Annotated in this window: 22 protein-coding genes; 14 read left to right on the top strand and 8 right to left on the bottom strand. The window is 53.9% G+C overall.

Features of this window, described 5'->3' with window-relative positions; genetic code table 11:
• Positions 1-125: 125 nt before the first annotated feature.
• Positions 126-443 carry a transcriptional regulator BolA gene (bolA, locus tag RT644_RS13730; protein ID WP_017458883.1) on the bottom strand — a complete coding sequence of 106 codons (318 nt, stop codon included), beginning with the start codon at positions 441-443 and terminating at the stop codon, positions 126-128.
• A 298-nt stretch (positions 444-741) separates the two neighbouring features.
• On the opposite strand from bolA, the gene RT644_RS13725 reads away from it, so the two are divergent.
• The 8 genes from RT644_RS13725 to RT644_RS13690 all read left to right on the top strand — a co-directional run bounded on the left by RT644_RS13725 (position 742) and on the right by RT644_RS13690 (position 9,764).
• Positions 742-1,320, top strand: a complete 579-nt coding sequence (locus RT644_RS13725; RefSeq protein WP_017458882.1) for a lipoprotein — start codon at positions 742-744, stop codon at positions 1,318-1,320.
• A gap of 39 nt (positions 1,321-1,359) precedes the next feature.
• Positions 1,360-2,835, top strand: a complete 1,476-nt coding sequence (ampG, locus tag RT644_RS13720) for a muropeptide MFS transporter AmpG (RefSeq protein WP_313627062.1) — start codon at positions 1,360-1,362, stop codon at positions 2,833-2,835.
• A 631-nt stretch (positions 2,836-3,466) separates the two neighbouring features.
• Positions 3,467-4,414 carry a cytochrome o ubiquinol oxidase subunit II gene (cyoA, locus tag RT644_RS13715; RefSeq protein ID WP_017458879.1) on the top strand — a complete coding sequence of 316 codons (948 nt, stop codon included), beginning with the start codon at positions 3,467-3,469 and terminating at the stop codon, positions 4,412-4,414.
• Between the two features lie 19 nt (positions 4,415-4,433).
• A complete protein-coding gene (gene cyoB, locus RT644_RS13710) occupies positions 4,434-6,425 on the top strand; it encodes a cytochrome o ubiquinol oxidase subunit I (protein WP_020456767.1) in 1,992 nt (663 codons plus the stop codon).
• Positions 6,415-7,029 carry a cytochrome o ubiquinol oxidase subunit III gene (locus tag RT644_RS13705; protein ID WP_017458877.1) on the top strand — a complete coding sequence of 205 codons (615 nt, stop codon included), beginning with the start codon at positions 6,415-6,417 and terminating at the stop codon, positions 7,027-7,029. The genes cyoB and RT644_RS13705 overlap by 11 nt, the downstream gene beginning before the upstream one ends.
• Positions 7,029-7,355 carry a cytochrome o ubiquinol oxidase subunit IV gene (locus RT644_RS13700; RefSeq protein ID WP_017458876.1) on the top strand — a complete coding sequence of 109 codons (327 nt, stop codon included), beginning with the start codon at positions 7,029-7,031 and terminating at the stop codon, positions 7,353-7,355. The genes RT644_RS13705 and RT644_RS13700 overlap by 1 nt, the downstream gene beginning before the upstream one ends.
• A gap of 12 nt (positions 7,356-7,367) precedes the next feature.
• Entirely contained in the window at positions 7,368-8,255 is an 888-nt protein-coding gene (gene cyoE, locus RT644_RS13695; protein WP_017458875.1) for a heme o synthase, read from the top strand.
• Positions 8,256-8,402: 147 nt separating this feature from the next.
• A complete protein-coding gene (locus RT644_RS13690) occupies positions 8,403-9,764 on the top strand; it encodes an MFS transporter (RefSeq protein ID WP_313627059.1) in 1,362 nt (453 codons plus the stop codon).
• A 41-nt stretch (positions 9,765-9,805) separates the two neighbouring features.
• Here RT644_RS13690 and RT644_RS13685 read toward each other — a convergent pair whose 3' ends face one another.
• Positions 9,806-10,297, bottom strand: a complete 492-nt coding sequence (locus tag RT644_RS13685) for a YajQ family cyclic di-GMP-binding protein (protein ID WP_020456765.1) — start codon at positions 10,295-10,297, stop codon at positions 9,806-9,808.
• Between the two features lie 139 nt (positions 10,298-10,436).
• On the opposite strand from RT644_RS13685, the gene panE reads away from it, so the two are divergent.
• Complete coding sequence (panE, locus tag RT644_RS13680) at positions 10,437-11,348, top strand: 2-dehydropantoate 2-reductase (protein WP_020456764.1); 912 nt, start codon at positions 10,437-10,439, stop codon at positions 11,346-11,348.
• Complete coding sequence (gene yajL / locus RT644_RS13675; protein WP_045509234.1) at positions 11,311-11,904, top strand: protein deglycase YajL; 594 nt, start codon at positions 11,311-11,313, stop codon at positions 11,902-11,904. Before panE ends, yajL begins: the two co-directional genes overlap by 38 nt.
• Before the next feature lie 92 nt (positions 11,905-11,996).
• On the opposite strand, the gene thiI is transcribed toward yajL, so the two are convergent.
• Positions 11,997-13,445, bottom strand: a complete 1,449-nt coding sequence (thiI, locus tag RT644_RS13670; RefSeq protein WP_313627056.1) for a tRNA uracil 4-sulfurtransferase ThiI — start codon at positions 13,443-13,445, stop codon at positions 11,997-11,999.
• Between the two features lie 213 nt (positions 13,446-13,658).
• Between thiI and xseB the strand changes: the two genes are divergently transcribed.
• The 4 genes from xseB to RT644_RS13650 are packed head-to-tail and all read left to right on the top strand — an operon-like array spanning position 13,659 to position 17,723.
• Positions 13,659-13,901 carry an exodeoxyribonuclease VII small subunit gene (xseB, locus tag RT644_RS13665; protein WP_017458869.1) on the top strand — a complete coding sequence of 81 codons (243 nt, stop codon included), beginning with the start codon at positions 13,659-13,661 and terminating at the stop codon, positions 13,899-13,901.
• On the top strand, positions 13,902-14,801 hold the full coding sequence (gene ispA, locus RT644_RS13660) for a (2E,6E)-farnesyl diphosphate synthase (protein ID WP_045509236.1): 900 nt from the start codon (positions 13,902-13,904) through the stop codon (positions 14,799-14,801).
• Positions 14,802-14,825: 24 nt separating this feature from the next.
• Positions 14,826-16,688 carry a 1-deoxy-D-xylulose-5-phosphate synthase gene (gene dxs / locus RT644_RS13655; protein ID WP_313627054.1) on the top strand — a complete coding sequence of 621 codons (1,863 nt, stop codon included), beginning with the start codon at positions 14,826-14,828 and terminating at the stop codon, positions 16,686-16,688.
• Positions 16,689-16,748: 60 nt separating this feature from the next.
• Positions 16,749-17,723, top strand: coding sequence for an aldo/keto reductase (locus RT644_RS13650; protein ID WP_313627052.1), 975 nt, complete (start codon positions 16,749-16,751; stop codon positions 17,721-17,723).
• Between the two features lie 37 nt (positions 17,724-17,760).
• On the opposite strand, the gene pgpA is transcribed toward RT644_RS13650, so the two are convergent.
• The 5 genes from pgpA to ribD all read right to left on the bottom strand — a co-directional run bounded on the left by pgpA (position 17,761) and on the right by ribD (position 21,409).
• Positions 17,761-18,276, bottom strand: a complete 516-nt coding sequence (pgpA, locus tag RT644_RS13645) for a phosphatidylglycerophosphatase A (RefSeq protein WP_020456758.1) — start codon at positions 18,274-18,276, stop codon at positions 17,761-17,763.
• Positions 18,254-19,231 (bottom strand): thiamine-phosphate kinase, encoded by a 978-nt coding sequence (gene thiL, locus RT644_RS13640; protein WP_020456757.1) that lies wholly within the window; start codon positions 19,229-19,231, stop codon positions 18,254-18,256. Before thiL ends, pgpA begins: the two co-directional genes overlap by 23 nt.
• 75 nt (positions 19,232-19,306) lie before the next feature.
• The gene (nusB, locus tag RT644_RS13635; protein WP_017458863.1) at positions 19,307-19,726 is read right to left on the bottom strand and encodes a transcription antitermination factor NusB; all 420 of its coding nucleotides are present in this window, start codon (positions 19,724-19,726) and stop codon (positions 19,307-19,309) included.
• A gap of 19 nt (positions 19,727-19,745) precedes the next feature.
• Positions 19,746-20,216, bottom strand: a complete 471-nt coding sequence (gene ribE / locus RT644_RS13630) for a 6,7-dimethyl-8-ribityllumazine synthase (RefSeq protein ID WP_020456756.1) — start codon at positions 20,214-20,216, stop codon at positions 19,746-19,748.
• Positions 20,217-20,305: 89 nt separating this feature from the next.
• Positions 20,306-21,409 (bottom strand): bifunctional diaminohydroxyphosphoribosylaminopyrimidine deaminase/5-amino-6-(5-phosphoribosylamino)uracil reductase RibD, encoded by a 1,104-nt coding sequence (ribD, locus tag RT644_RS13625; RefSeq protein ID WP_020456755.1) that lies wholly within the window; start codon positions 21,407-21,409, stop codon positions 20,306-20,308.

The following is a 21,409-nucleotide window of genomic DNA, read 5'->3' as shown; positions in this document are numbered from 1 at the left end:
CAATTTCGCTCAAAAAAGGGCGTTTCTCGCTCAAAATTCAGACAAAACAAAACGGCCCGTAGGCCGTTTTTACATAATCTGCATGCAACATACTGGAAAAGTTTGGGCTGTTGCAACCAGGTTTTCTACGCGATGCTTCCGGCACCGCGACAGGCTGGCGAGGTTAGCAGGGTATCCTGCAAACCTTCCCACTCCTTAAGTGTGTAAGTATGCAGAGCCAGTGCATGAATCGTCGTAGACAGTTCATCTGCCAACGTGCCGTAAATCATGCGATGACGGTTAAGAAAACGCTCTCCGGTAAAACGGTCGCTCACCAGTACAACTTTGAAGTGACTTTCAGAACCTGCGGGGACATTGTGACGATAGCTCTCGTCAACAACCTCGAGAATGAGGGGCTCAAACGCCGCCTTCAGCTTTGCTTCTATTTGTTCACGCATCATCATGATATTACACCTCCGACAACGCTGAGATGCCAGCCATCTCTTTAAATGTTAGCCGCTTTTACCGTCTCTATAACAATAAAACAACAAAAAATTAGCGTTCGTCCTATTTTCCCGCTCAAGGGGATGAACTCTACTGAAAGCAGCTTTTTTTGCGTGGCATTGCCCATAAAACGGTTTTTGACGGCAAAAAAAGCACAAGACGATGAATTTCCATGCATTGAGGACTTCCTCTTAACAGCGGCAATGTTATGATGGCGAGAATTTTCCCCCAGAAGCTTAGATCCTTGAGAGCCTGAACATGTTTAAAAAACTACTCTTTCCGTTGGTCGCTTTATTTATGCTGGCCGGGTGCGCAACCCCACCGACAACACTTGATGTCACCCCAAAAATTACTCTGCCGCAGCAGGATCCAAGCCTGATGGGTGTCACCGTGAGCATCAACGGTGCCGATCAGCGCCCGGATCAAGCGCTGGCCAAAGTGACACGCGATAACCAGCTGGTTACCCTGACAGCCTCCCGCGATCTGCGTTTCCTGCTGCAAGAAGTGCTGGAAAAACAGATGACCGCGCGCGGTTATATGATCGGGCCGAACGGCGCGGTAAACCTGCAGATTATTGTTAACCAGCTATATGCGGATGTCTCTCAGGGCAACGTCCGCTACAACATCGCGACCAAAGCGGATATCGCAATCATCGCGACTGCTGCGAACGGCAACAAGATGACCAAAAACTACCGCGCAAGCTATAACGTCGAAGGCGCATTCCAGGCTACCAACGACAAGATTGCCGGTGCGGTTAACAGCGTGTTGACTGACACCATCGCTGATATGTCTCAGGACACCAGCATTCACGACTTCATCAAGCAAAACGCTCGTTAATCTTTTTCTGGCCCGGTTTTCCGGGCCAGTTTTTAACTCATGTCCAGTCACTACTTACGTATCTTCACCCAACCGAAATCAGCCATCCTGCTGATTCTGGGTTTTGCTTCCGGTTTGCCTCTCGCCCTGACCAGCGGCACGCTCCAGGCGTGGATGACCGTTGAAAACATCGATTTAAAAACCATCGGTTTCTTCTCTCTGGTCGGCCAGGCTTACGTGTTTAAGTTTTTGTGGTCGCCGCTGATGGATCGCTACACGCCGCCTTTACTCGGGCGTCGTCGCGGCTGGCTGCTCCTCACGCAAATTCTGCTGCTAGTGTCGATTGCCGCAATGGGTTTCCTCGATCCGGCCAACCATCTGCGCTGGATGGCGGCGCTGGCTGTGCTTATCGCTTTCTGCTCTGCGTCTCAGGATATTGTTTTCGACGCCTGGAAAACGGATGTACTGCCGCTCGAAGAGCGAGGCGCAGGTGCGGCAATAAGCGTGCTGGGCTATCGACTCGGAATGTTGGTTTCCGGAGGACTGGCTTTATGGTTGGCGGATCGCTGGCTCGGCTGGCAGGGAATGTACTGGTTGATGGCCGTGCTACTGGTCCCGTGCATTATCGCCACCCTGCTCGCACCGGAGCCAGAGGATGTGATTCCGGTGCCGAAAACGCTGGAACGCGCCGTTGTCGAGCCGCTGCGTGATTTCTTTGGGCGTAACAACGCCTGGCTTATTCTTCTATTAATAGTGCTGTACAAACTGGGCGATGCGTTCGCCATGAGCCTGACAACAACATTTCTCATCCGCGGCGTTGGTTTTGACGCCGGAGAAGTGGGAGTGGTGAACAAAACGCTGGGGCTTATCGCCACGATTATCGGCGCGTTGTTTGGCGGCGTACTGATGCAGCGGTTATCCCTGTTCCGTGCGCTGTTAATTTTCGGCGTACTGCAGGCCATTTCGAATGCCGGTTACTGGCTGCTTTCGATAACGGCGAAAAGCATTTTTACGATGGGTTCAGCCGTCTTTTTAGAAAACTTGTGTGGCGGCATGGGGACTGCGGCGTTTGTTGCGCTATTAATGACGCTCTGCAACAAATCCTTCTCCGCAACGCAGTTTGCTCTGCTCTCGGCGCTATCGGCGGTAGGACGCGTCTATGTCGGCCCGCTGGCTGGCTGGTTTGTTGAAAGTTACAGCTGGTCGACGTTCTATCTCTTTTCGATTGTGGCCGCGCTTCCCGGTCTGTTATTGCTGATGCTGTGCAAAAAAACACTGGCATTTACGCAACAGAGTGAAAGTTTTCTCTGCAGAACCGAATACGCTACGGCCTACCGGCTGGCGCTGCGCATACTGAGCGCCGGTTGCGTACTGTTAGGATGCTGGCTGCTGGTGTTAATGATCAATGCCGCAGGGTTTACCGACTGGTCTTTCGGCACCACGCTGCTGGAATGGGGCGCACTGTTAGCGTTTATCGGCATTGTGTTTGGCGGTGTGTTGGATCTGCTGGCGCTACGTAAAACAGAGTTGCTATAACGTGTTAAAACGACGTGATAAAAAAGCGCCTGCGGGCGCTTTTTTTGGCGTCAAAGCCTCGAAATGTTAAAAAACAGTAAAATGGCAAATAAAATCGCTTAAGAATATATTTACTGGCTATTTTCCTATTAAAATCAGGCCACCAAAAAATAAAAACGACCTAAAACAATTCACCGCAGTTATTATTATGTTCAATAATTAAACACCGCATCTTTTTAGCAAATCGCCTAATTCAAATTGAGCAAATAAAAAAATCTTAATTGTTTTGTGCCTTATAAATTAAAGGCTACTCTTTAACGATTCAGCACGGTTATTAATTGTTGGGTTTCAAATTCGTTCCAATAATGTTCGATATTTGCTGGATATTTGTTAAATAAATGTATATTTAACTGATTGGTTATACCAATTTACCCCCTGGACTGATTGTCATGTAATTTTTCCGTTATAATCTCACTCTCTGGCAGTGCGAATCGCTTTTTTTACAGATTGTTGCATTCGATGTGACATAAACGGCAAAAGCCAGTAACACCTTACTGACACGGAGCCAATCATGTTTACAGTAACGTAACCTTTCCGTAAAATGCCCGCACACTTTAAGCGCCACCAGATCCCGTGGAATTGAGGTCGTTAAATGAGACTCAGGAAATACAATAAAAGTTTGGGATGGTTGTCATTAATCGCCGGTACTGTTTTACTCAGTGGCTGCGATTCTGCACTTCTTGACCCCAAAGGACAGATTGGACTGGAGCAACGTTCACTGATACTGACGGCTTTTGGCCTGATGTTGATTGTCGTTATTCCCGCCATCTTGATGGCCGTTGGTTTCGCCTGGAAGTATCGTGCGAGCAATAAAGATGCGAAGTATAGCCCTAACTGGTCACACTCCAATAAAGTGGAAGCTGTGGTCTGGACGGTACCTATTCTGATCATCCTGTTCCTCGCCGTATTGACATGGAAAACCACCCACGCGCTCGAACCGAGCAAACCATTAGCCCATGACGAACAACCGATCACCATTGAAGTTGTTTCTATGGACTGGAAATGGTTCTTCATCTATCCGGAGCAGGGCATTGCTACCGTGAACGAAATCGCCTTCCCGGCTAACGTTCCGGTTCAGTTCAAAGTGACCTCCAACTCCGTGATGAACTCGTTCTTTATCCCGAAACTGGGTAGCCAGATTTATGCGATGGCCGGTATGCAGACTAACCTGCATCTGATCGCCAACGAAGCTGGTACCTACGATGGTATCTCCGCAAGCTACAGCGGCCCGGGCTTCTCGGGTATGAAGTTTAAAGCAATTGCTACGCCGGACCGTGCCGCATTCGACCAGTGGGTCGCAAAAGCGAAACAAGCTCCGAATACCCTGCCGGATATGGCAGCGTATGACAAACTTGCTGCGCCAAGCGAATACAACAAGGTTGAATACTTCTCCAGCGTGAAACCCGATTTGTTTAAAGACGTTATCAACAAATTTATGGGCCACGGCATGAGCATGGACATGAACCAACCGAAGGGCGAGCATAGCGAGCACGAAGGTATGGAAGGCATGGACATGAGCCACGCGGAAACCTCTCACTAAGGGGTCGAGGAAGAAAACGATGTTCGGAAAATTGACACTGGATGCAGTCCCCTACCATGAACCCATTATTGTGGTTACGGTGGCTGCCATTATCATCGGTGGCCTGGCATTACTGGCCCTGATTACTTACTTCGGTAAGTGGAACTACTTGTGGAAAGAGTGGCTGACTTCGGTTGACCACAAAAAGCTCGGTATCATGTACTGCATCGTCGGTATTGTGATGCTGATTCGTGGCTTTGCTGACGCCATCATGATGCGTAGCCAGCAAGCACTCGCCTCGGCGGGTGAAGCAGGTTTCCTGCCGCCGCACCACTACGATCAGATCTTCACCGCCCACGGCGTGATCATGATCTTCTTCGTAGCAATGCCGCTGGTTATCGGTCTGATGAACGTGGTGATCCCACTGCAGATCGGCGCTCGCGACGTGGCGTTCCCGTTCCTGAACAACCTGAGCTTCTGGTTCACGGTTGTCGGTGTGATCCTGGTTAACCTGTCTCTCGGCGTGGGTGAATTCGCGCAGACTGGCTGGCTGGCTTATCCTCCGCTATCGGGAATTGAATACAGTCCTGGTGTCGGGGTTGATTACTGGATCTGGGCGCTTCAGCTCTCCGGTATCGGTACGACGCTGACCGGTATCAACTTCTTCGTGACCATTCTGAAGATGCGTGCGCCGGGCATGACCATGTTCAAGATGCCGGTATTTACCTGGGCATCGCTGTGCGCCAACGTGCTGATCATCGCCTCGTTCCCGATCCTGACTGTCACCATCGCGCTGCTGACCCTGGACCGCTATCTGGGTACCCATTTCTTCACCAACGAAATGGGCGGCAACATGATGATGTACATCAACCTGATCTGGGCCTGGGGCCATCCGGAAGTGTACATCCTGGTTCTGCCGGTATTCGGTGTGTTCTCGGAAGTCGCCGCGACCTTCTCGCGTAAGCGTCTGTTCGGTTACACCTCGCTGGTTTGGGCGACCGTGTGTATTACCGTACTGTCGTTTATCGTTTGGTTGCACCACTTCTTCACCATGGGTGCAGGCGCGAACGTTAACGCCTTCTTCGGTATCGCCACCATGATTATCGCCATCCCGACCGGGGTGAAGATCTTCAACTGGCTGTTCACCATGTACCAGGGCCGTATCGTGTTCCATTCAGCAATGATGTGGACCATCGGCTTTATCGTGACCTTCTCTGTGGGCGGTATGACCGGCGTACTGCTGGCGGTACCGGGCGCGGACTTTGTGCTGCACAACAGTCTGTTCCTGATTGCTCACTTCCATAACGTCATCATCGGCGGTGTGGTATTTGGTTGCTTTGCGGGTATCACTTACTGGTGGCCGAAAGCGTTTGGCTTCACCCTGAATGAAACCTGGGGTAAACGCGCGTTCTGGTTCTGGATCATCGGCTTCTTCGTAGCATTTATGCCGCTGTATGTGCTGGGCTTTATGGGTATGACCCGTCGCCTGAGCCAGCAGATCGATCCACAGTTCCACTCAATGCTGGTGGTTGCCGCTTGCGGCGCTGCGCTGATTGCCTGCGGTATTCTGTGCCAGTTGATTCAGTACTACGTCTCCATCCGCGACCGTCACCTCAACCGTGACCTGACCGGTGACCCGTGGGGCGGCCGTACGCTGGAGTGGGCAACCTCTTCTCCGCCGCCGTTCTACAACTTCGCTGAAGTGCCACACGTTCATGAGCGTGATGCATTCTGGGAAATGAAAGAAAAAGGCGAAGCGTACAAGCAACCTGCGCATTATGAAGAAATTCATATGCCGAAAAACAGCGGTGCGGGCATTGTTATTGCCGCTTTCGCAACGGTGTTTGGCTTTGCCATGATCTGGCACATCTGGTGGATGGCGATCGTCGGTTTCGCCGGCATCGTAATTAGCTGGATTGTGAAGAGCTTTGACGAGGACGTGGATTACTACGTACCGGTTGCAGAAATCGAAAAACTGGAAAACCAGCATTTCGATGAGATCAAAAAGGCAGGGCTGAAAAATGGCAACTGATACTCTGACGACTGCGAACGCCCACGCGCACGAACATGGGCACCATGATTCAGGACCGACCAAAGTCTTCGGTTTCTGGATCTACCTGATGAGCGACTGCATTCTGTTCTCGATCCTGTTCGCGACCTATGCCGTGTTAGTGAATAACACGGCGGGTGGCCCGTCGGGTAAAGACATCTTTGAACTGCCGTTCGTTCTGGTGGAAACCGCCCTGCTGCTGTTCAGCTCCATCACCTATGGCATGGCGGCGATCGCCATGTATAAGAACAACAAAAGCCAGGTTGTTTCCTGGCTGGCGTTGACCTGGCTGTTCGGCGCAGGCTTCATCGGGATGGAACTCTATGAATTCCATCACCTGATTGTTGAAGGTATGGGTCCGGATCGCAGCGGCTTCCTGTCAGCGTTCTTCGCGCTGGTTGGCACCCACGGTCTGCACGTGACCTCGGGTCTGATCTGGATGGCAGTGCTGATGTTCCAGATTTCCCGTCGCGGCCTGACCAGTACAAACCGTACGCGTATCCTGTGCCTGAGCCTGTTCTGGCACTTCCTGGACGTCGTATGGATTTGTGTATTCTCAGTCGTTTATCTGATGGGGGCGATGTAATGAGTCATTCAACCGATCATGGCGCTTCCCACGGTAGCGTAAAAACCTACATGACAGGTTTTATCCTGTCGATCATCCTGACGGTGATCCCGTTCTGGATGGTGATGAGCGGTACTGCGTCCCACGTGGCGATTCTCGGCACTGTGCTGGTGACAGCAGTGGTACAGATTCTGGTGCATCTGGTGTGCTTCCTGCACATGAACACCAAGTCTGATGAAGGCTGGAACATGACGGCTTTCGTCTTTACTGTGCTGATCATCGCGATCGTGGTGGTAGGTTCCATCTGGATTATGTGGAACCTCAACTACAACATGATGGTTCGATAAGAGCGGCGAAGTATGTTTAAGCAATACCTGCAAGTCACGAAACCGGGCATTATTTTTGGCAACTTGATCTCCGTGATCGGGGGATTCCTGCTGGCCTCTAAAGGCCACATTGATTACCCCCTGTTCATCTACACGCTGATTGGTGTGTCGCTGGTGGTCGCCTCTGGTTGTGTTTTTAACAACTACATCGATCGTGACATCGACAAAAAGATGGAACGGACGAAAAACAGGGTGCTGGTCAGAGGGCTGATCTCGCCAAAAGTCTCGCTGGTTTACGCCGCCTTGCTGGGTATTGCTGGCTTCATGCTGCTGTGGTTTGGCGCCAACCCGCTGGCCTGCTGGCTCGGGGTAATGGGGTTCGTGGTATATGTGGGCGTCTACAGCCTGTATATGAAACGCCACTCTGTTTACGGTACGCTGATTGGTTCACTCTCCGGCGCTGCGCCGCCGGTGATTGGCTACTGCGCCGTCACCAACGAGTTTGACAGCGGCGCGGCGATCCTGTTGGCGATTTTCAGCCTGTGGCAGATGCCTCACTCGTATGCCATCGCGATTTTCCGCTTTAAGGATTATCAGGCAGCGAATATCCCGGTACTGCCGGTGGTGAAAGGTATTTCCGTGGCGAAAAACCATATCACGCTCTACATCCTGGCGTTCGCTATCGCCACCCTGATGCTGTCGCTTGGCGGCTACGCCGGTTACAAATACCTGGTCGTTGCCGCAGCGGTAAGCCTCTGGTGGTTGGGTATGGCGCTACGTGGTTATAAAGTTGAGGATGACAAGGTGTGGGCGCGCAAACTGTTCGTCTTCTCCATTGTCGCTATCACCTCGCTCAGCGTGATGATGTCGGTCGATTTTATGGTGCCGGATTCCCATAACCTGTTGACCTACGTCTGGTGATCCAAACCGCCATTATAAAGGGTGCTACGGCACCCTTTTTTCATGCCCAAACGCCCCGCTCTACAGGTAATATTTGTTAATTAAGCTGTTATTTACCCCGCCCTGCCCCCGCACTACACTATGTCCGGTTTTCAAATTGAGGTGGTAATGAACGATTATAAAATGACGCCAGGCGAGTTGCGCGCCACCTGGGGTTTAGGGACTGTATTCTCACTGCGCATGCTCGGCATGTTTATGGTCCTGCCCGTTCTGACCACGTACGGTATGGCGCTGCAGGGCGCCAGTGAAGCGCTCATCGGTCTGGCGATTGGTATTTATGGCCTCGCGCAAGCCGTGTTTCAAATTCCCTTTGGCTTGCTTTCTGACCGCATCGGCCGCAAGCCGCTTATCGTTGGCGGGTTAGCGATTTTTGTCGCCGGTAGCGTGATTGCCGCCCTTTCCGATTCTATCTGGGGCATTATTCTTGGCCGCGCATTACAAGGCTCCGGTGCCATCGCCGCCGCTGTTATGGCGCTTCTTTCCGATCTCACTCGCGAACAGAATCGCACTAAAGCGATGGCCTTTATCGGCGTTAGTTTTGGCGTCACCTTCGCCATCGCCATGGTTCTTGGCCCGATTATCACACATCAGTTGGGTTTGCATGCGCTGTTCTGGATGATTGCCGGGCTGGCAACTGCCGGTATTGCGTTGACTATCTGGGTCGTGCCAGACAGTCAGCAACATGTGCGTAACCGCGAATCCGGCATGGTGAAAGACTGTTTCCAGATGGTGATGGTCAACCCGAAGCTGCTAAAACTCAACTTTGGCATTATGTGCCTGCATATCCTGCTGATGTCGACGTTTGTTGCCCTGCCAGGCCAACTCGAAGCCGCCGGTTTTCTCGCACCGGATCACTGGAAAATCTACCTGGTCACCATGCTTATCTCTTTCGTTTCGGTGGTGCCATTTATTATCTACGCCGAAGTGAAGCGCCGCATGAAGCGCGTTTTCGTGTTCTGCGTGGCGCTGTTGCTGATTGCGGAAATCGTGTTGTGGGGCGCGGGGCCACATTTCTGGGAAATTGTCATTGGTGTACAGATCTTTTTCCTCGCCTTTAACCTGATGGAAGCATTACTACCCTCGTTAATCAGCAAAGAAGCGCCCGCGGGCTATAAAGGCACGGCGATGGGGATTTACTCCACCAGCCAGTTTATCGGCGTGGCAATTGGCGGCGCGCTCGGCGGCTGGGTAGATGGTCTGTTTGATTCACAAACGGTATTTCTTGCCGGTGCATTGCTGGCGATGGTCTGGCTGCTTGTCGCAGGCACCATGCAGGAACCGCCCTATGTCAGCAGCCTGCGCATCGCGATCCCGGAAAATGTCACCATCAATGAAGCGTTGGAAAAACGTTTGCTGGCAACAAAGGGAGTAAGTGAAGTATTGGTGGTTGCCGAAGAGCGTAGCGCTTACGTCAAGATTGACAGTAAGGTCACTAACCGCTTTGAGGTTGAACAAGCCGTAGCGGGTTAACGCTGCGACACGCTCTCTCCGCCGGGGAGAGAGCGCGCACATTAATCGCGGAAGTTTTTGAACTGGAACGGCTGGCCAAGATTACCGCCGCGCACCAGTGCCATAACAGACTGCAAGTCATCACGGGATTTCCCGGTCACACGAATTTCTTCGCCCTGAATCTGCGCCTGCACTTTCAGCTTGCTGTCTTTAATCAGCTTGATGATTTTCTTCGCCGTCGCTGCATCAATACCCTGTTTCAGTTTTGCTTCCACGAACCAGGTCTTGCCGCTGTGTACAAACTCTTCCGGCACGTCCAGCGACGCCCCTTCAATGCCGCGTTTCAGCAATTTCGCGCGTAAAATATCCAGAAGCTGGTTAACCTGGAAATCGGATTCGCTCAGAACTTTAATGGTCTGTTTCTCTTCGTTCAGTTCAAACGTGGCTTCAACGTTGCGAAAATCAAAGCGAGTCCCTACTTCACGGGTCGCATTCTCAACGCCGTTTTGCACTTCACGCATTTCAACTTCGGAAACGATATCGAAAGATGGCATCTTTTCTTCTCCCTCTGCATTTGTTGCGTTGCATAATACCCGCAACGAGGCATAACTCAACTTGTAATACGGGAAGCTTAGCCGACAGCGCTATAATGGTGAAAGCAACACCTGGCGACGTTGCAGGTGAGGAGGATAAATGAGAATTACCGTACTCGGATGCGGTGCTTTAGGGCAATTGTGGTTAACCGCGTTGTGTAAAAAGGGACATGAGGTACAGGGTTGGTTGCGCGTGCCACAGCCATTTTGCAGTGTGAATGTCGTTGATGAAGACGGCTCAATATTTAACGAATCCCTGACGGCCAACGATCCTGAATTCCTGGCGCGTAGCGATTTATTGCTGGTGACGTTAAAAGCGTGGCAAGTTTCCGATGCGGTGAAAGGGCTGGCAGCAACACTCTCACCTTCAACCCCCGTGCTCCTGATTCACAACGGCATGGGTACTGTCGAAGAGTTGAAAGCACTGGCGAATCCGTTACTGATCGGTACGACTACTCATGCTGCGCGCCGTGATGGCAACGTTATCGTGCACGTTGCCAGCGGTACCACGCACATTGGCCCGGCGCGACAGCAGGATGGCGAGTTCAGCTATCTGGCCGACATCCTGCAGGATGTGCTGCCGGACGTGGCCTGGCATAACACGATCCGTCCGGCGCTGTGGCGCAAGCTGGCGGTGAACTGCGTCATCAACCCGTTAACCGCGCTGCATGACTGTAAAAATGGCGATCTGCGAGCGTTCCCGGAGGAGATCCAAAAGGTGACGCGTGAAGTTGCTGCGGTGATTGAACGTGAAGGCCACCATATTTCTGCCGATGATTTACTGAGCTACGTGAATCAGATTATTGAAAACACGGCAGAAAATATCTCATCTATGCTGCAGGACGTACGCGCGATGCGCCATACCGAGTGTGATTATATTACGGGTTACCTGCTCAGACGCGCCCGCGCGCACGGTATTGCGGTGCCGGAAAACGCCCGTCTGTATGAAATGATTAAACGTAAGGAGAGTGAGTATGAGCGCATCGGCTCTGATATGTCTCGCCCCTGGTAGTGAAGAAACCGAAGCGGTCACCACTATTGATCTGCTGGTACGTGGTGGAATTGCCGTTACTACCGCCAGCGTCGCCAGTGATGGCAACCTGGTCGTTACTTGCTCACGCGGCGTAAAACTGCTGGCGGATGCGCCGTTAGTAGAAGTAGCCGATGGCGATTACGACGTGATTGTGCTGCCCGGCGGTCTGAAAGGGGCGGAGTGTTTTCGCGATAGTCCGTTACTGGTGGAAACCGTGCGCCAGTTTCACCTCTCGGGCCGTATCGTCGCCGCAATTTGTGCGGCGGCGGGCACCGTGCTGGTGCCGCATGAGATTTTCCCGCTGGGCAATATGACCGGCTTTCCAGGCCTGAAAGAGACTATTCCCGCCGAACAGTGGCAGGATAAACGCGTCGTGTGGGATCCGCGCGTTAATCTGCTCACCAGCCAGGGGCCGGGTACCGCCATCGATTTTGGTTTGAAGATCATTGACTTACTGGTGGGGCGCGAAAAAGCGCACGAAGTGGCGTCACAACTGGTGATGGCTGCCGGAATTTATAACTACTACGAAGCCTGAAAACAAAAAGCCCGGCGGTGCGATGCCTGCCGGGCTTTCAATGCAAAGTAACGCGAAAACTGCCGGAAAAGGTCACCCTCTCCGGCAGTTTTTTATGGGCGATAAACTTTAACGTTGGTAAAACCCTGCTCGCGCAGATAGAGCGCCTGCAGACGGCTCATCACGCCACGTTCGCACCACAACAACCAAGTTTTGTTCTGATCGAGGTCGCCAAATTTGGTGCTCAGTTTATAGAACGGCAGCGAAACCACGTCGATCCCTTCCAGCTTCAGCGGTTTGTCATCCTGTTCATCAATAGAGCGGATATCCAGGATCACATCGTTCGGGCCAAAACCATTGACCGTTTCAACTTCGACCACGGTTTCCTGGGTCTGCTGGGCGATTTCGCGGATATCGATATTGCTCGCTTCAGCGACCACTTTATCGAGGATGGAGAAGTCGAAATGTTCCTCTTCCGCTTCGATTTTCGCCTTCACCGCTTTTACAGTTGGGCTTTTCGAGATCACACCACAATACTCCGGCATGGTACGGGCGAAATCTTCAGTACCGATTTCACGCGCCAGATCGATGATGTGCTCTTTATCGTAAGAGATAAGCGGGCGCAAAATCAGCGTGTCAGAAACGTTATCGATTAAACGCAGATTGGTCAGCGTCTGGCTGGAAACCTGGCCCAGTGCTTCACCGGTCACCAGCGCCTGCACGCCGTAGCGTTCAGCCACTTTTGACGCTGCGCGCACCATCATGCGTTTCAACACCACGCCCATCTGGCCATCATCCACTTTTTCGAGGATTTCACCGACCACTGGCTCAAAGTTGATCGCCACAAACCGTACACGGTGAGAACTGCCAAAACGGTTCCACAGGTAGTGCGCGACCTGGCGAACACCAATTTCATGCGCGGCGCCGCCCAGGTTAAAGAAGCAGTAGTGTACGCGGCAACCGCGACGCATCAGCATATAGCTGGAAACGCCGGAGTCGAAACCGCCGGAGATGAGCGACAGCACATCTTCCTGAGTGCCGATCGGGAAACCGCCAATACCTTCATAACGGCCTTTCACTAACAGCAGGCGATCGTCTTCGATCTCCAGATTCACCGTCACATCCGGGTGAGTCAGTTTGACGCGCGCAGAGTCGACATGCTGGTTCAGACCGCCGCCGACGTAACGTTCAACTTCAATCGAGCTAAACTCATGTTTGCCGCGGCGTTTAACGCGCACGCAGAAGGTTTTACCTTCGATCTGCTCGCGGTACTGCACCAGCGCTTTCTCAAAAATGTCGTGCAGCGAGGTGAAAGGAACATCTTCCACTTCGAGAATATGGTGGATGCCCGGAATACGGGTCAGCGCGTCGCGGATAGCCAGGCGCTGAATTTCATCTTTGGCGCGCACTTCGATATGATCCCAGTGGCGGACAACGGCGAGGGTCTCGTCGTAGTGCTTCAGAACGTTACGAATGTTCCCGGTCAAAATTTTAATAAAGCGCAAACGCACAGATTGGCTTTTGATGGTGATTTCCGGGAACAATTTAATGATAAACTTCATGGCGGCAATGGTTCGTTGGCAAGCCCGGCTGGGCCTGTATAGGAAAATAGTACAGCAGCCCCATACCCGCGGCTGCATCCAGGCGCAGGAGTATACCACCATCGCAATAAAGCTGCGCACATTGCATTACCATTGCGCGTTATTTGCTAAGCGCCGTGACTTCGCTACCATAGCTACGTTGAGCCAGAACAATAGAAGAGTCAGACATTCACTATGCCAAAGAAAAACGACGCACCGGCCAGTTTTGAAACAGCGCTAAGCGAACTGGAACAGATTGTCACTCGTCTTGAAAGCGGCGATCTACCGCTTGAAGAGGCACTCAATGAATTCGAACGCGGCGTGCAGCTGGCGCGCCAGGGACAGGTGAAACTCCAGCAAGCGGAACAACGCGTGCAGATCCTGCTCTCTGATTCACAAGAGGCTCCCCTTACGCCTTTTGCTCCGGACGCTGAATAAATGGATTTCGATCAACAGCTACAGGCCTGTGTCTCTCAGGCCAATGAAGCGCTGCGCCGATTTATCGCGCCACTGCCCTTTCAGAACACTCCTCTGGTTGAGGCCATTTCCTATGGCGCATTATTAGGCGGTAAACGTCTGCGTCCTTTTTTGGTTTATGCCACAGGCAACATGTTCGGCGTTAGCCAGCAAACGCTGGATGCGCCTGCAGCGGCGGTGGAGTGTATTCACGCTTACTCGCTGATCCACGACGATCTGCCCGCCATGGATGATGATGATCTCCGCCGGGGTTTACCGACATGCCATATTAAGTTTGGTGAAGCCAGCGCCATCCTCGCGGGTGATGCGTTACAAACTCTGGCTTTCTCCATTCTTGCAGATGCGCCAATGGCAGAAGTCGATGCGCGTGACCGGCTCGCGATGGTTTCGGAACTGGCTCACGCCAGCGGCGTCGCAGGAATGTGCGGCGGCCAGGCGCTGGATCTCGCAGCGGAAGGCAAGCGGGTTTCGCTGGCTGAACTGGAGCAGATCCATCGCCACAAAACCGGCGCGCTGATTCGCGCAGCGGTGCGAATGGGCGCGCTAAGCGCTGGGGATAAAGGCCGCGAAGCCCTGCCATTGCTCGATCGCTATGCCGAATGCGTTGGTCTGGCGTTCCAGGTTCAGGATGACATTCTGGATGTTGTCGGCGATACTGCGACGCTTGGCAAACGCCAGGGCGCTGACCAGCAACTGGGGAAAAGCACCTATCCCGCACTACTGGGCCTTGAGCAAGCCCGGACAAAAGCCCGCGACCTGATTGACGACGCCCGGCAAGCTTTAAGCCTGCTTGCGGCACAGTCGCTGGATACGACGGCACTGGAAGCACTGGCGAATTACATAATCCAGCGTGATAAATAACGAAAACACCACGATGAGTCTCTGATGAGTTTTGATATAGCCAAATACCCGACGCTGGCGCTGGTTGATACCACGCAAGAGTTGCGCCTGCTGCCGAAAGAGAGCCTGCCGAAGCTATGCGACGAACTGCGCCGCTACCTGCTCGACAGCGTGAGCCGCTCCAGCGGGCACTTTGCCTCCGGGCTTGGCACGGTTGAATTGACCGTCGCGCTACATTACGTCTACAACACGCCGTTTGATCAGTTGATCTGGGACGTGGGCCATCAGGCGTATCCGCATAAAATTCTGACCGGACGTCGTGACAAAATCGGCACCATCCGCCAGAAGAACGGGTTGCACCCTTTTCCCTGGCGCGGCGAAAGCGAATACGACGTGCTGAGCGTAGGCCATTCATCGACGTCCATTAGCGCCGGTATTGGTGTCGCCGTCGCGGCGGCAAAAGAAGGCAAACAGCGCCGCACCGTCTGCGTGATTGGCGATGGCGCGATCACCGCTGGCATGGCATTTGAAGCCATGAACCACGCGGGTGATATCCGCCCGGATATGCTGGTGGTGTTAAACGACAACGAGATGTCCATTTCTGAGAATGTCGGCGCGCTGAATAATCACCTGGCGCAGCTGCTCTCCGGCAAGCTCTACTCCACGCTGCGCGAAGGCGGCAAAAAAGTGCTTTCCGGCGTACCGCCGATTAAAGAGCTGATTAAGCGCACCGAAGAGCACATCAAAGGCATGGTGGTGCCGGGTACGCTCTTTGAAGAGCTGGGTTTTAATTATATCGGCCCGGTCGACGGTCACGATGTGCTGGGGTTAGTGCAGACGCTGCGCAATATGCGCGATCTGAAAGGCCCGCAGTTCCTGCATATCATGACCAAAAAAGGGCGCGGTTATGAACCGGCCGAAAAAGATCCGATCACTTTCCACGCCGTACCGAAATTCGATCCGACCAGCGGAACGCTGCCAAAAAGCAGCGGCGGCATGCCGAGCTATTCGAAGATTTTCGGCGACTGGCTGTGCGAAACCGCGGCGAAAGACAGCAAGCTGATGGCGATCACACCGGCGATGCGTGAAGGTTCCGGCATGGTCGAGTTCTCACGCAAATACCCGGATCAATACTTTGATGTGGCGATTGCCGAACAGCACGCGGTGACATTTGCCGCAGGTCTTGCGATTGGCGGCTACAAGCCGGTGGTGGCGATTTACTCCACCTTCCTGCAACGCGCCTACGATCAGGTTATTCATGATGTGGCGATCCAGAAACTGCCGGTGCTGTTCGCTATCGACCGCGCCGGGATCGTTGGCGCGGACGGTCAGACTCACCAGGGGGCGTTTGATATCTCGTATCTGCGCTGCATCCCGGGAATGGTGGTGATGACACCGAGCGATGAAAACGAATGTCGCCAGATGCTGTTTACCGGCTATCACTACGCAGATGGCCCAAGCGCGGTGCGCTACCCGCGCGGTAATGCAGTTGGTGTGCCGCTGCAACCGCTGGAAAAAATGCCTATCGGCAAAGGTGTGGTGAAACGCCGTGGCGAAAAAGTGGCAATTCTTAATTTTGGCACGCTATTGCCGGAGGCCGAAAAAGCCGCCGAAGCGCTGAACGCCACGCTTATCGATATGCGTTTTGCCAAACCGCTGGATGAGGCGCTGATTCTGGAAACCGCCGCACACCATGAATCGCTGGTAACGCTGGAAGAAAACGCCATTATCGGTGGCGCAGGTAGCGGCGTGAATGAAGTGCTGATGGCCCACCGCAAACCTGTACCGGTGCTGAATCTTGGGCTGCCGGATTTCTTTATCCCGCAGGGTACGCAGGATGAAGCCCGCGCTGAAATAGGCCTGAATGCCGCAGGCATTGAATCCCGCATCAGAAACTGGCTTGCCTGACCCTCCCCCATCCGCTCCTGCTATGCTTAAACGTACGTTTTGACAAGCAGGAGTGGAACCATGCAATACAACACATTAGGAAAAACAGACCTGAAGGTTTCCCGCCTTTGCCTGGGCTGCATGACGTTTGGCGAACCGGATCGCGGTAAACACGCCTGGACTTTGCCCGAAGAGAGCAGCCGCCCCATCATCAAACGCGCCCTGGAAGGCGGGATTAACTTTTTCGATACCGCAAACAGCTACTCAGACGGCAGCAGTGAAGAGATTGTTGGCCGGGCGCTGCGTGATTTCGCCCGCCGCGAAGATGTGGTCGTCGCGACCAAAGTGTATCACCAGGTTGGCGACCTGCCCGAAGGCCTGTCACGCGCGCAAATTTTGCGCTCCATTGACGACAGCCTGCGGCGTCTTGGCATGGACTATGTGGATTTACTGCAAATTCATCGCTGGGATTACACCACGCCTATCGAAGAGACACTTGAAGCGCTGGACGAGGTTGTTAAAGCCGGTAAGGCCCGCTATATCGGCGCATCATCAATGCACGCCCGCCAGTTTTCCCAGGCGTTAGCATTGCAGGAGCAAAACGGTTGGGCGCGCTTTGTCACCATGCAGGATCACTACAATCTGATCTACCGCGAAGAAGAGCGCGAGATGCTACCACTGTGCTACAAAGAGGGCGTGGCGGTTATTCCGTGGAGCCCGCTGGCGCGCGGTCGTTTAACGCGCCCGTGGGGGGAAACCACTGCGCGTCTGGTGTCGGATGAATTTGGCAAAACACTATACAGCGAAACGGATGACAACGACGCGCAGATCGCCGAGCGGCTGGCGGGTGTGGCAGAAGAGATTGGCGCATCGCGCGCACAGGTCGCGCTGGCGTGGCTGCTGAGTAAACCCGGTGTTGCCGCGCCGATTATCGGTACATCGCGTGAAGAGCAACTGGACGACTTGCTGGGCGCGGTGGATTTAACGCTGAAACCGGAGCAGATAGCCGAGCTGGAGACGCCATATAAACCGCATCCAGTGGTTGGCTTTAAGTAAACGCGAAACCTCCCTCTCCCGCCGGGAGAGGGAAAGCTCAGATAAGGCCAGGCGGCCAGTGATGGCCAATCAGATAGAGCAGCCCGGCGGCGATGATCCCGGCGACAATATCATCGACCATGATCCCCATTCCGCCGTGAACATTACGATCAAACCAGCGGATCGGCCACGGCTTCCACATATCCAGAATACGGAACAGCACAAACCCCACGGCGACCCATTGCCAGTCATTGGTCGGGAGCGCCATGAGCGTTATCCACATGCCGATGAACTCATCCCAGACAATACTGCCGTGATCGTGCACACCCATATCTTTTGCCGTCTGGTGGCAGAGGTAAACGCCAAGCGAGATCCCAAACATCACCAGCAGCGAGTAGAGCTGCCAGGGCAAAAAGGTCATCGCCCACCAGAAGGGAATCGACGCCAGCGATCCCATCGTTCCCGGAACGATAGGGCTTAAACCGCTACCAAAGCCAGTAGCCAGCAGATGCCAGGGGTTGCGTAAGTTGAGACGGCTTTTAGCCACATCTTTAGTGCGCGGCAAAGTGGTCATATCCTTTCCAGTCAAGCGTCACGGCTTTGCCGTCACGGGTGAAATGCAACCCTTCAATATCCGCGCTGATCTGCCCGATACAGGTAAAAGGCGCACCCAACTGACCAATCGCGACATCCAGCGCACCGCGGTTCAGCTCCGGCACGGTAAAGCACAACTCGTAATCTTCCCCGCCGGAAAGCGCCCAGCGTAGCGCCTGATCCGGCATAACATGGCGGCGAACGGCGTTGGAAAATGGCAACGCATCCAGATCGATACGCGCGCCGCAGCCGCTGGCTTTCAGCACATGCGCGAGGTCAGAAATCAGGCCATCAGAGAGATCAATCGCCGAACTTGCGAGATTGCGCAGCGCCTGCCCCTGCAATACGCGCGGCGTTGGTCGTAGATGGCGCTTGAGCAAATACTGTGCATCAGCGCTATCGTTCACGGCTAAACGCTGTTGCAAAATCGCCAGCCCGGCAGCGCTGTCGCCCGGCGTACCGGTGACATAGATCCAGTCACCCGGCTTTGCACCAGAACGTTTCATTGCCCGCCCAACCGGCACATAACCATGAATGCCAATCGTCATCGACAGCGGGCCACGCGTGGTGTCGCCGCCAATCAGTTGCATATCGTAGTAATTGAGCTGTTCGAACAGGCTATCACTAAAGGCTTGCAGCCAGGCTTCATCCGCCTCGGGCAGCGTCAGAGCCAGCGTTAACCACGCCGGATCGGCACCCATCGCCGCCAAATCGCTGAGATTCGATGCCATCGCTTTATACGCCAGATCGGCCGGATCGATATCCGGCAGAAAATGGTTGCCCGCCACCAGCGTATCGACGCTTATCGCCAGCGTCTGTTTTTCGGGAACATTGAGTAGCGCGCAGTCGTCGCCGATGCCAGTTTCTACATCGCGACGGGAATTTCGTACGCGGTCAAAATAACGGGCAATCAGGGAAAATTCGCCGCATGCCATACGTTATGCCTCTGTAGAAAAAAGAAAAAGCCGGAACCGACGCGCAACGTGCAGCGCCAGTTTCCGGCTTGCGGATCACTTCTTGTGGGGACGGATCGCAGGTGCGGCTTTATCCAGCACGCCGTTAACAAACTTGTGGCTGTCTTCAGCGCCGAAGGTTTTTGCCAGTTCGATAGCCTCGTTGATCGCCACTTTGTACGGCACATCATCACGTTTGGACAGTTCGAACAGTGCGATACGCAATACCGCTTTCTCGACCTGGCCCAGCTCTTCGAGCAAACGGGACAGGTAAGGCTTCATTAAGCCATCGAGATATGCGCTATTAGTCGCCACCCCGGTCAACAGCTCGCGGAAATACAGGACGTCAACATCTTTAACGTCTTGCTCTGCCAGGAACTGGTATTCAACATCAGAGATGTCGTTCTGGGACAACTGCCAGGAGTAGAGCGCCTGGACGGCACACTCACGAGCGCGGCGACGAGCAGCAGGTTTCACGGAATTCCCCTTACAAAAATCAGGCCTTGATGGCTTTCAATACATTAATCATTTCAAGCGCGGTCAGTGCGGCTTCCGCACCTTTATTACCGGCTTTGGTGCCAGCGCGTTCGATGGCTTGTTCAATACTTTCAGTGGTCAGCACGCCGAAAGCCACCGGGATTTCACTGTCCTGGGCAACATGCGCCAGGCCATTGCTTGCACCGCCAGCAACATATTCGAAGTGCGCGGTACCGCCGCGGATCACGGTGCCAAGTGCAATCACCGCGTCATATTTGCCGGTTTTGGCCAGCGCACCTGCCGCCAGCGGCAGTTCGTAAGCGCCAGGCACCCACACAACGGTGATGTTGTTATCTTTCACCTGACCGATGCGTTTCAGCGCATCAACCGCGCCTTCCAGCAGGCTGTCGTTGATGAAGTTGTTGAAACGCGCAATGGTGATGGCGACGCGAGCGTCCGGAGCAGCAACGTTGGCTTCAATAATGTTCATACACTTCCTTCACAGGTTCAGTTCGGACCCCGCAGGGGGGCGGATTTTAGCATAATATTTTACGCGCTGCTTCCCTTTTACAGCAGGCATCACGCATGAGTGAGATGCAGGCAGACATCCGGGCCAACCTGACGTATCTCATTGAATTTAAAGTGTGGTGCGTCCGCAAGCGCCGATAACCCCGGCAGCACGCACAGACCGCGCGCATCGCTGCCTAACAGTGTAGGTGCCAGATAGACAATCAGCTCATCCACCAGACCTGCCTGCAGTAACGCGCCGGCAAGGTGCGCACCCGCTTCGACCCACACACTGTTGATCTGCTGTTTGCCGAGCAGCATCATCAGCGTGACCAGATCGGCGTGGCCATTATGTTCCGGCACAATAATTTCACGCACATTTTCTGGCCACTGGCGCGCATCGGCGCGCGTGCGGGCAAACCAGGTTTCTCCCGGCAGGCCGACTAATTGATGCTGCGGTGTCACCCGGTTCTGGCTGTCTACAACAATGCGTACCGGTTGACGCAAATTTTCCTGCGGGTAAAGCGCCTGTGTATCCGCATTTAACTCTGCCCAGCGCACGGTCAGCGCCGGATTGTCCGCCAGCACCGTTTCGCTGCTGGTCAGTATCGCGTGGCTTTGCGCGCGTAAAAGCTGTACATCACGGCGCGCCTGCGCTGAAGTGATCCACTGACTTTCGCCGCTGGCCATCGCGGTACGGCCATCAAGCGACGCGCCAAGCTTGAGTTGCACGTAAGGGAACCCGGTGCGCATGCGTTTGAGAAAGCCTTTATTCAGCGCTTCGGCTTCACTCATCATTAACCCGTGGCTGACTTCAATGCCCTCCTGCTGCAAGCGATACAAACCGCGCCCGGCAACCTGTGGGTTCGGATCCTGCATTGCGGCAACCACGCGCGCAACGCCGGCATTAATCAGCGCTTCACAGCATGGCGGTGTGCGTCCGTGATGGCTGCACGGTTCGAGCGTGACGTACGCCGTCGCGCCGCGAGCCCGTTCGCCCGCCATGCGCAGCGCATGAACTTCCGCGTGCGGTTCGCCAGCGCGGTAATGAAAACCTTCGCCGACAATTTCGCCATTGTTGACAATTACGCAGCCGACACGCGGGTTCGGGTGAGTTGTAAAACGCCCGCGCTGCGCCAGTTTCAGCGCCCGCGCCATGTACATTTCGTCGTGCAT

The sequence above is a fragment of the Kosakonia sp. genome (assembly GCF_032104925.1).
Taxonomy (GTDB): Bacteria; Pseudomonadota; Gammaproteobacteria; order Enterobacterales; family Enterobacteriaceae; genus Kosakonia.
The sequence above is the reverse complement of the archived record's forward strand: the minus strand, read 5'-3'. Positions and strand labels throughout refer to the sequence as shown.

Coding starts and splice junctions, on each gene's coding strand:
- RT644_RS13690 (WP_313627059.1), top strand. CDS start 8,403: ATGAACGATTATAAAATGACGCCAGGCGAGTTGCGCGCCACCTGGGGT.
- RT644_RS13685 (WP_020456765.1), bottom strand. CDS start 10,297: ATGCCATCTTTCGATATCGTTTCCGAAGTTGAAATGCGTGAAGTGCAA.
- ribE (WP_020456756.1), bottom strand. CDS start 20,216: ATGAACATTATTGAAGCCAACGTTGCTGCTCCGGACGCTCGCGTCGCC.
- pgpA (WP_020456758.1), bottom strand. CDS start 18,276: ATGACCACTTTGCCGCGCACTAAAGATGTGGCTAAAAGCCGTCTCAAC.
- cyoB (WP_020456767.1), top strand. CDS start 4,434: ATGTTCGGAAAATTGACACTGGATGCAGTCCCCTACCATGAACCCATT.
- panE (WP_020456764.1), top strand. CDS start 10,437: ATGAGAATTACCGTACTCGGATGCGGTGCTTTAGGGCAATTGTGGTTA.
- ispA (WP_045509236.1), top strand. CDS start 13,902: ATGGATTTCGATCAACAGCTACAGGCCTGTGTCTCTCAGGCCAATGAA.
- ampG (WP_313627062.1), top strand. CDS start 1,360: ATGTCCAGTCACTACTTACGTATCTTCACCCAACCGAAATCAGCCATC.
- RT644_RS13700 (WP_017458876.1), top strand. CDS start 7,029: ATGAGTCATTCAACCGATCATGGCGCTTCCCACGGTAGCGTAAAAACC.
- yajL (WP_045509234.1), top strand. CDS start 11,311: ATGAGCGCATCGGCTCTGATATGTCTCGCCCCTGGTAGTGAAGAAACC.
- ribD (WP_020456755.1), bottom strand. CDS start 21,409: ATGCACGACGAAATGTACATGGCGCGGGCGCTGAAACTGGCGCAGCGC.
- RT644_RS13650 (WP_313627052.1), top strand. CDS start 16,749: ATGCAATACAACACATTAGGAAAAACAGACCTGAAGGTTTCCCGCCTT.
- cyoE (WP_017458875.1), top strand. CDS start 7,368: ATGTTTAAGCAATACCTGCAAGTCACGAAACCGGGCATTATTTTTGGC.
- RT644_RS13725 (WP_017458882.1), top strand. CDS start 742: ATGTTTAAAAAACTACTCTTTCCGTTGGTCGCTTTATTTATGCTGGCC.
- cyoA (WP_017458879.1), top strand. CDS start 3,467: ATGAGACTCAGGAAATACAATAAAAGTTTGGGATGGTTGTCATTAATC.
- xseB (WP_017458869.1), top strand. CDS start 13,659: ATGCCAAAGAAAAACGACGCACCGGCCAGTTTTGAAACAGCGCTAAGC.
- thiI (WP_313627056.1), bottom strand. CDS start 13,445: ATGAAGTTTATCATTAAATTGTTCCCGGAAATCACCATCAAAAGCCAA.
- dxs (WP_313627054.1), top strand. CDS start 14,826: ATGAGTTTTGATATAGCCAAATACCCGACGCTGGCGCTGGTTGATACC.
- RT644_RS13705 (WP_017458877.1), top strand. CDS start 6,415: ATGGCAACTGATACTCTGACGACTGCGAACGCCCACGCGCACGAACAT.
- bolA (WP_017458883.1), bottom strand. CDS start 443: ATGATGATGCGTGAACAAATAGAAGCAAAGCTGAAGGCGGCGTTTGAG.
- thiL (WP_020456757.1), bottom strand. CDS start 19,231: ATGGCATGCGGCGAATTTTCCCTGATTGCCCGTTATTTTGACCGCGTA.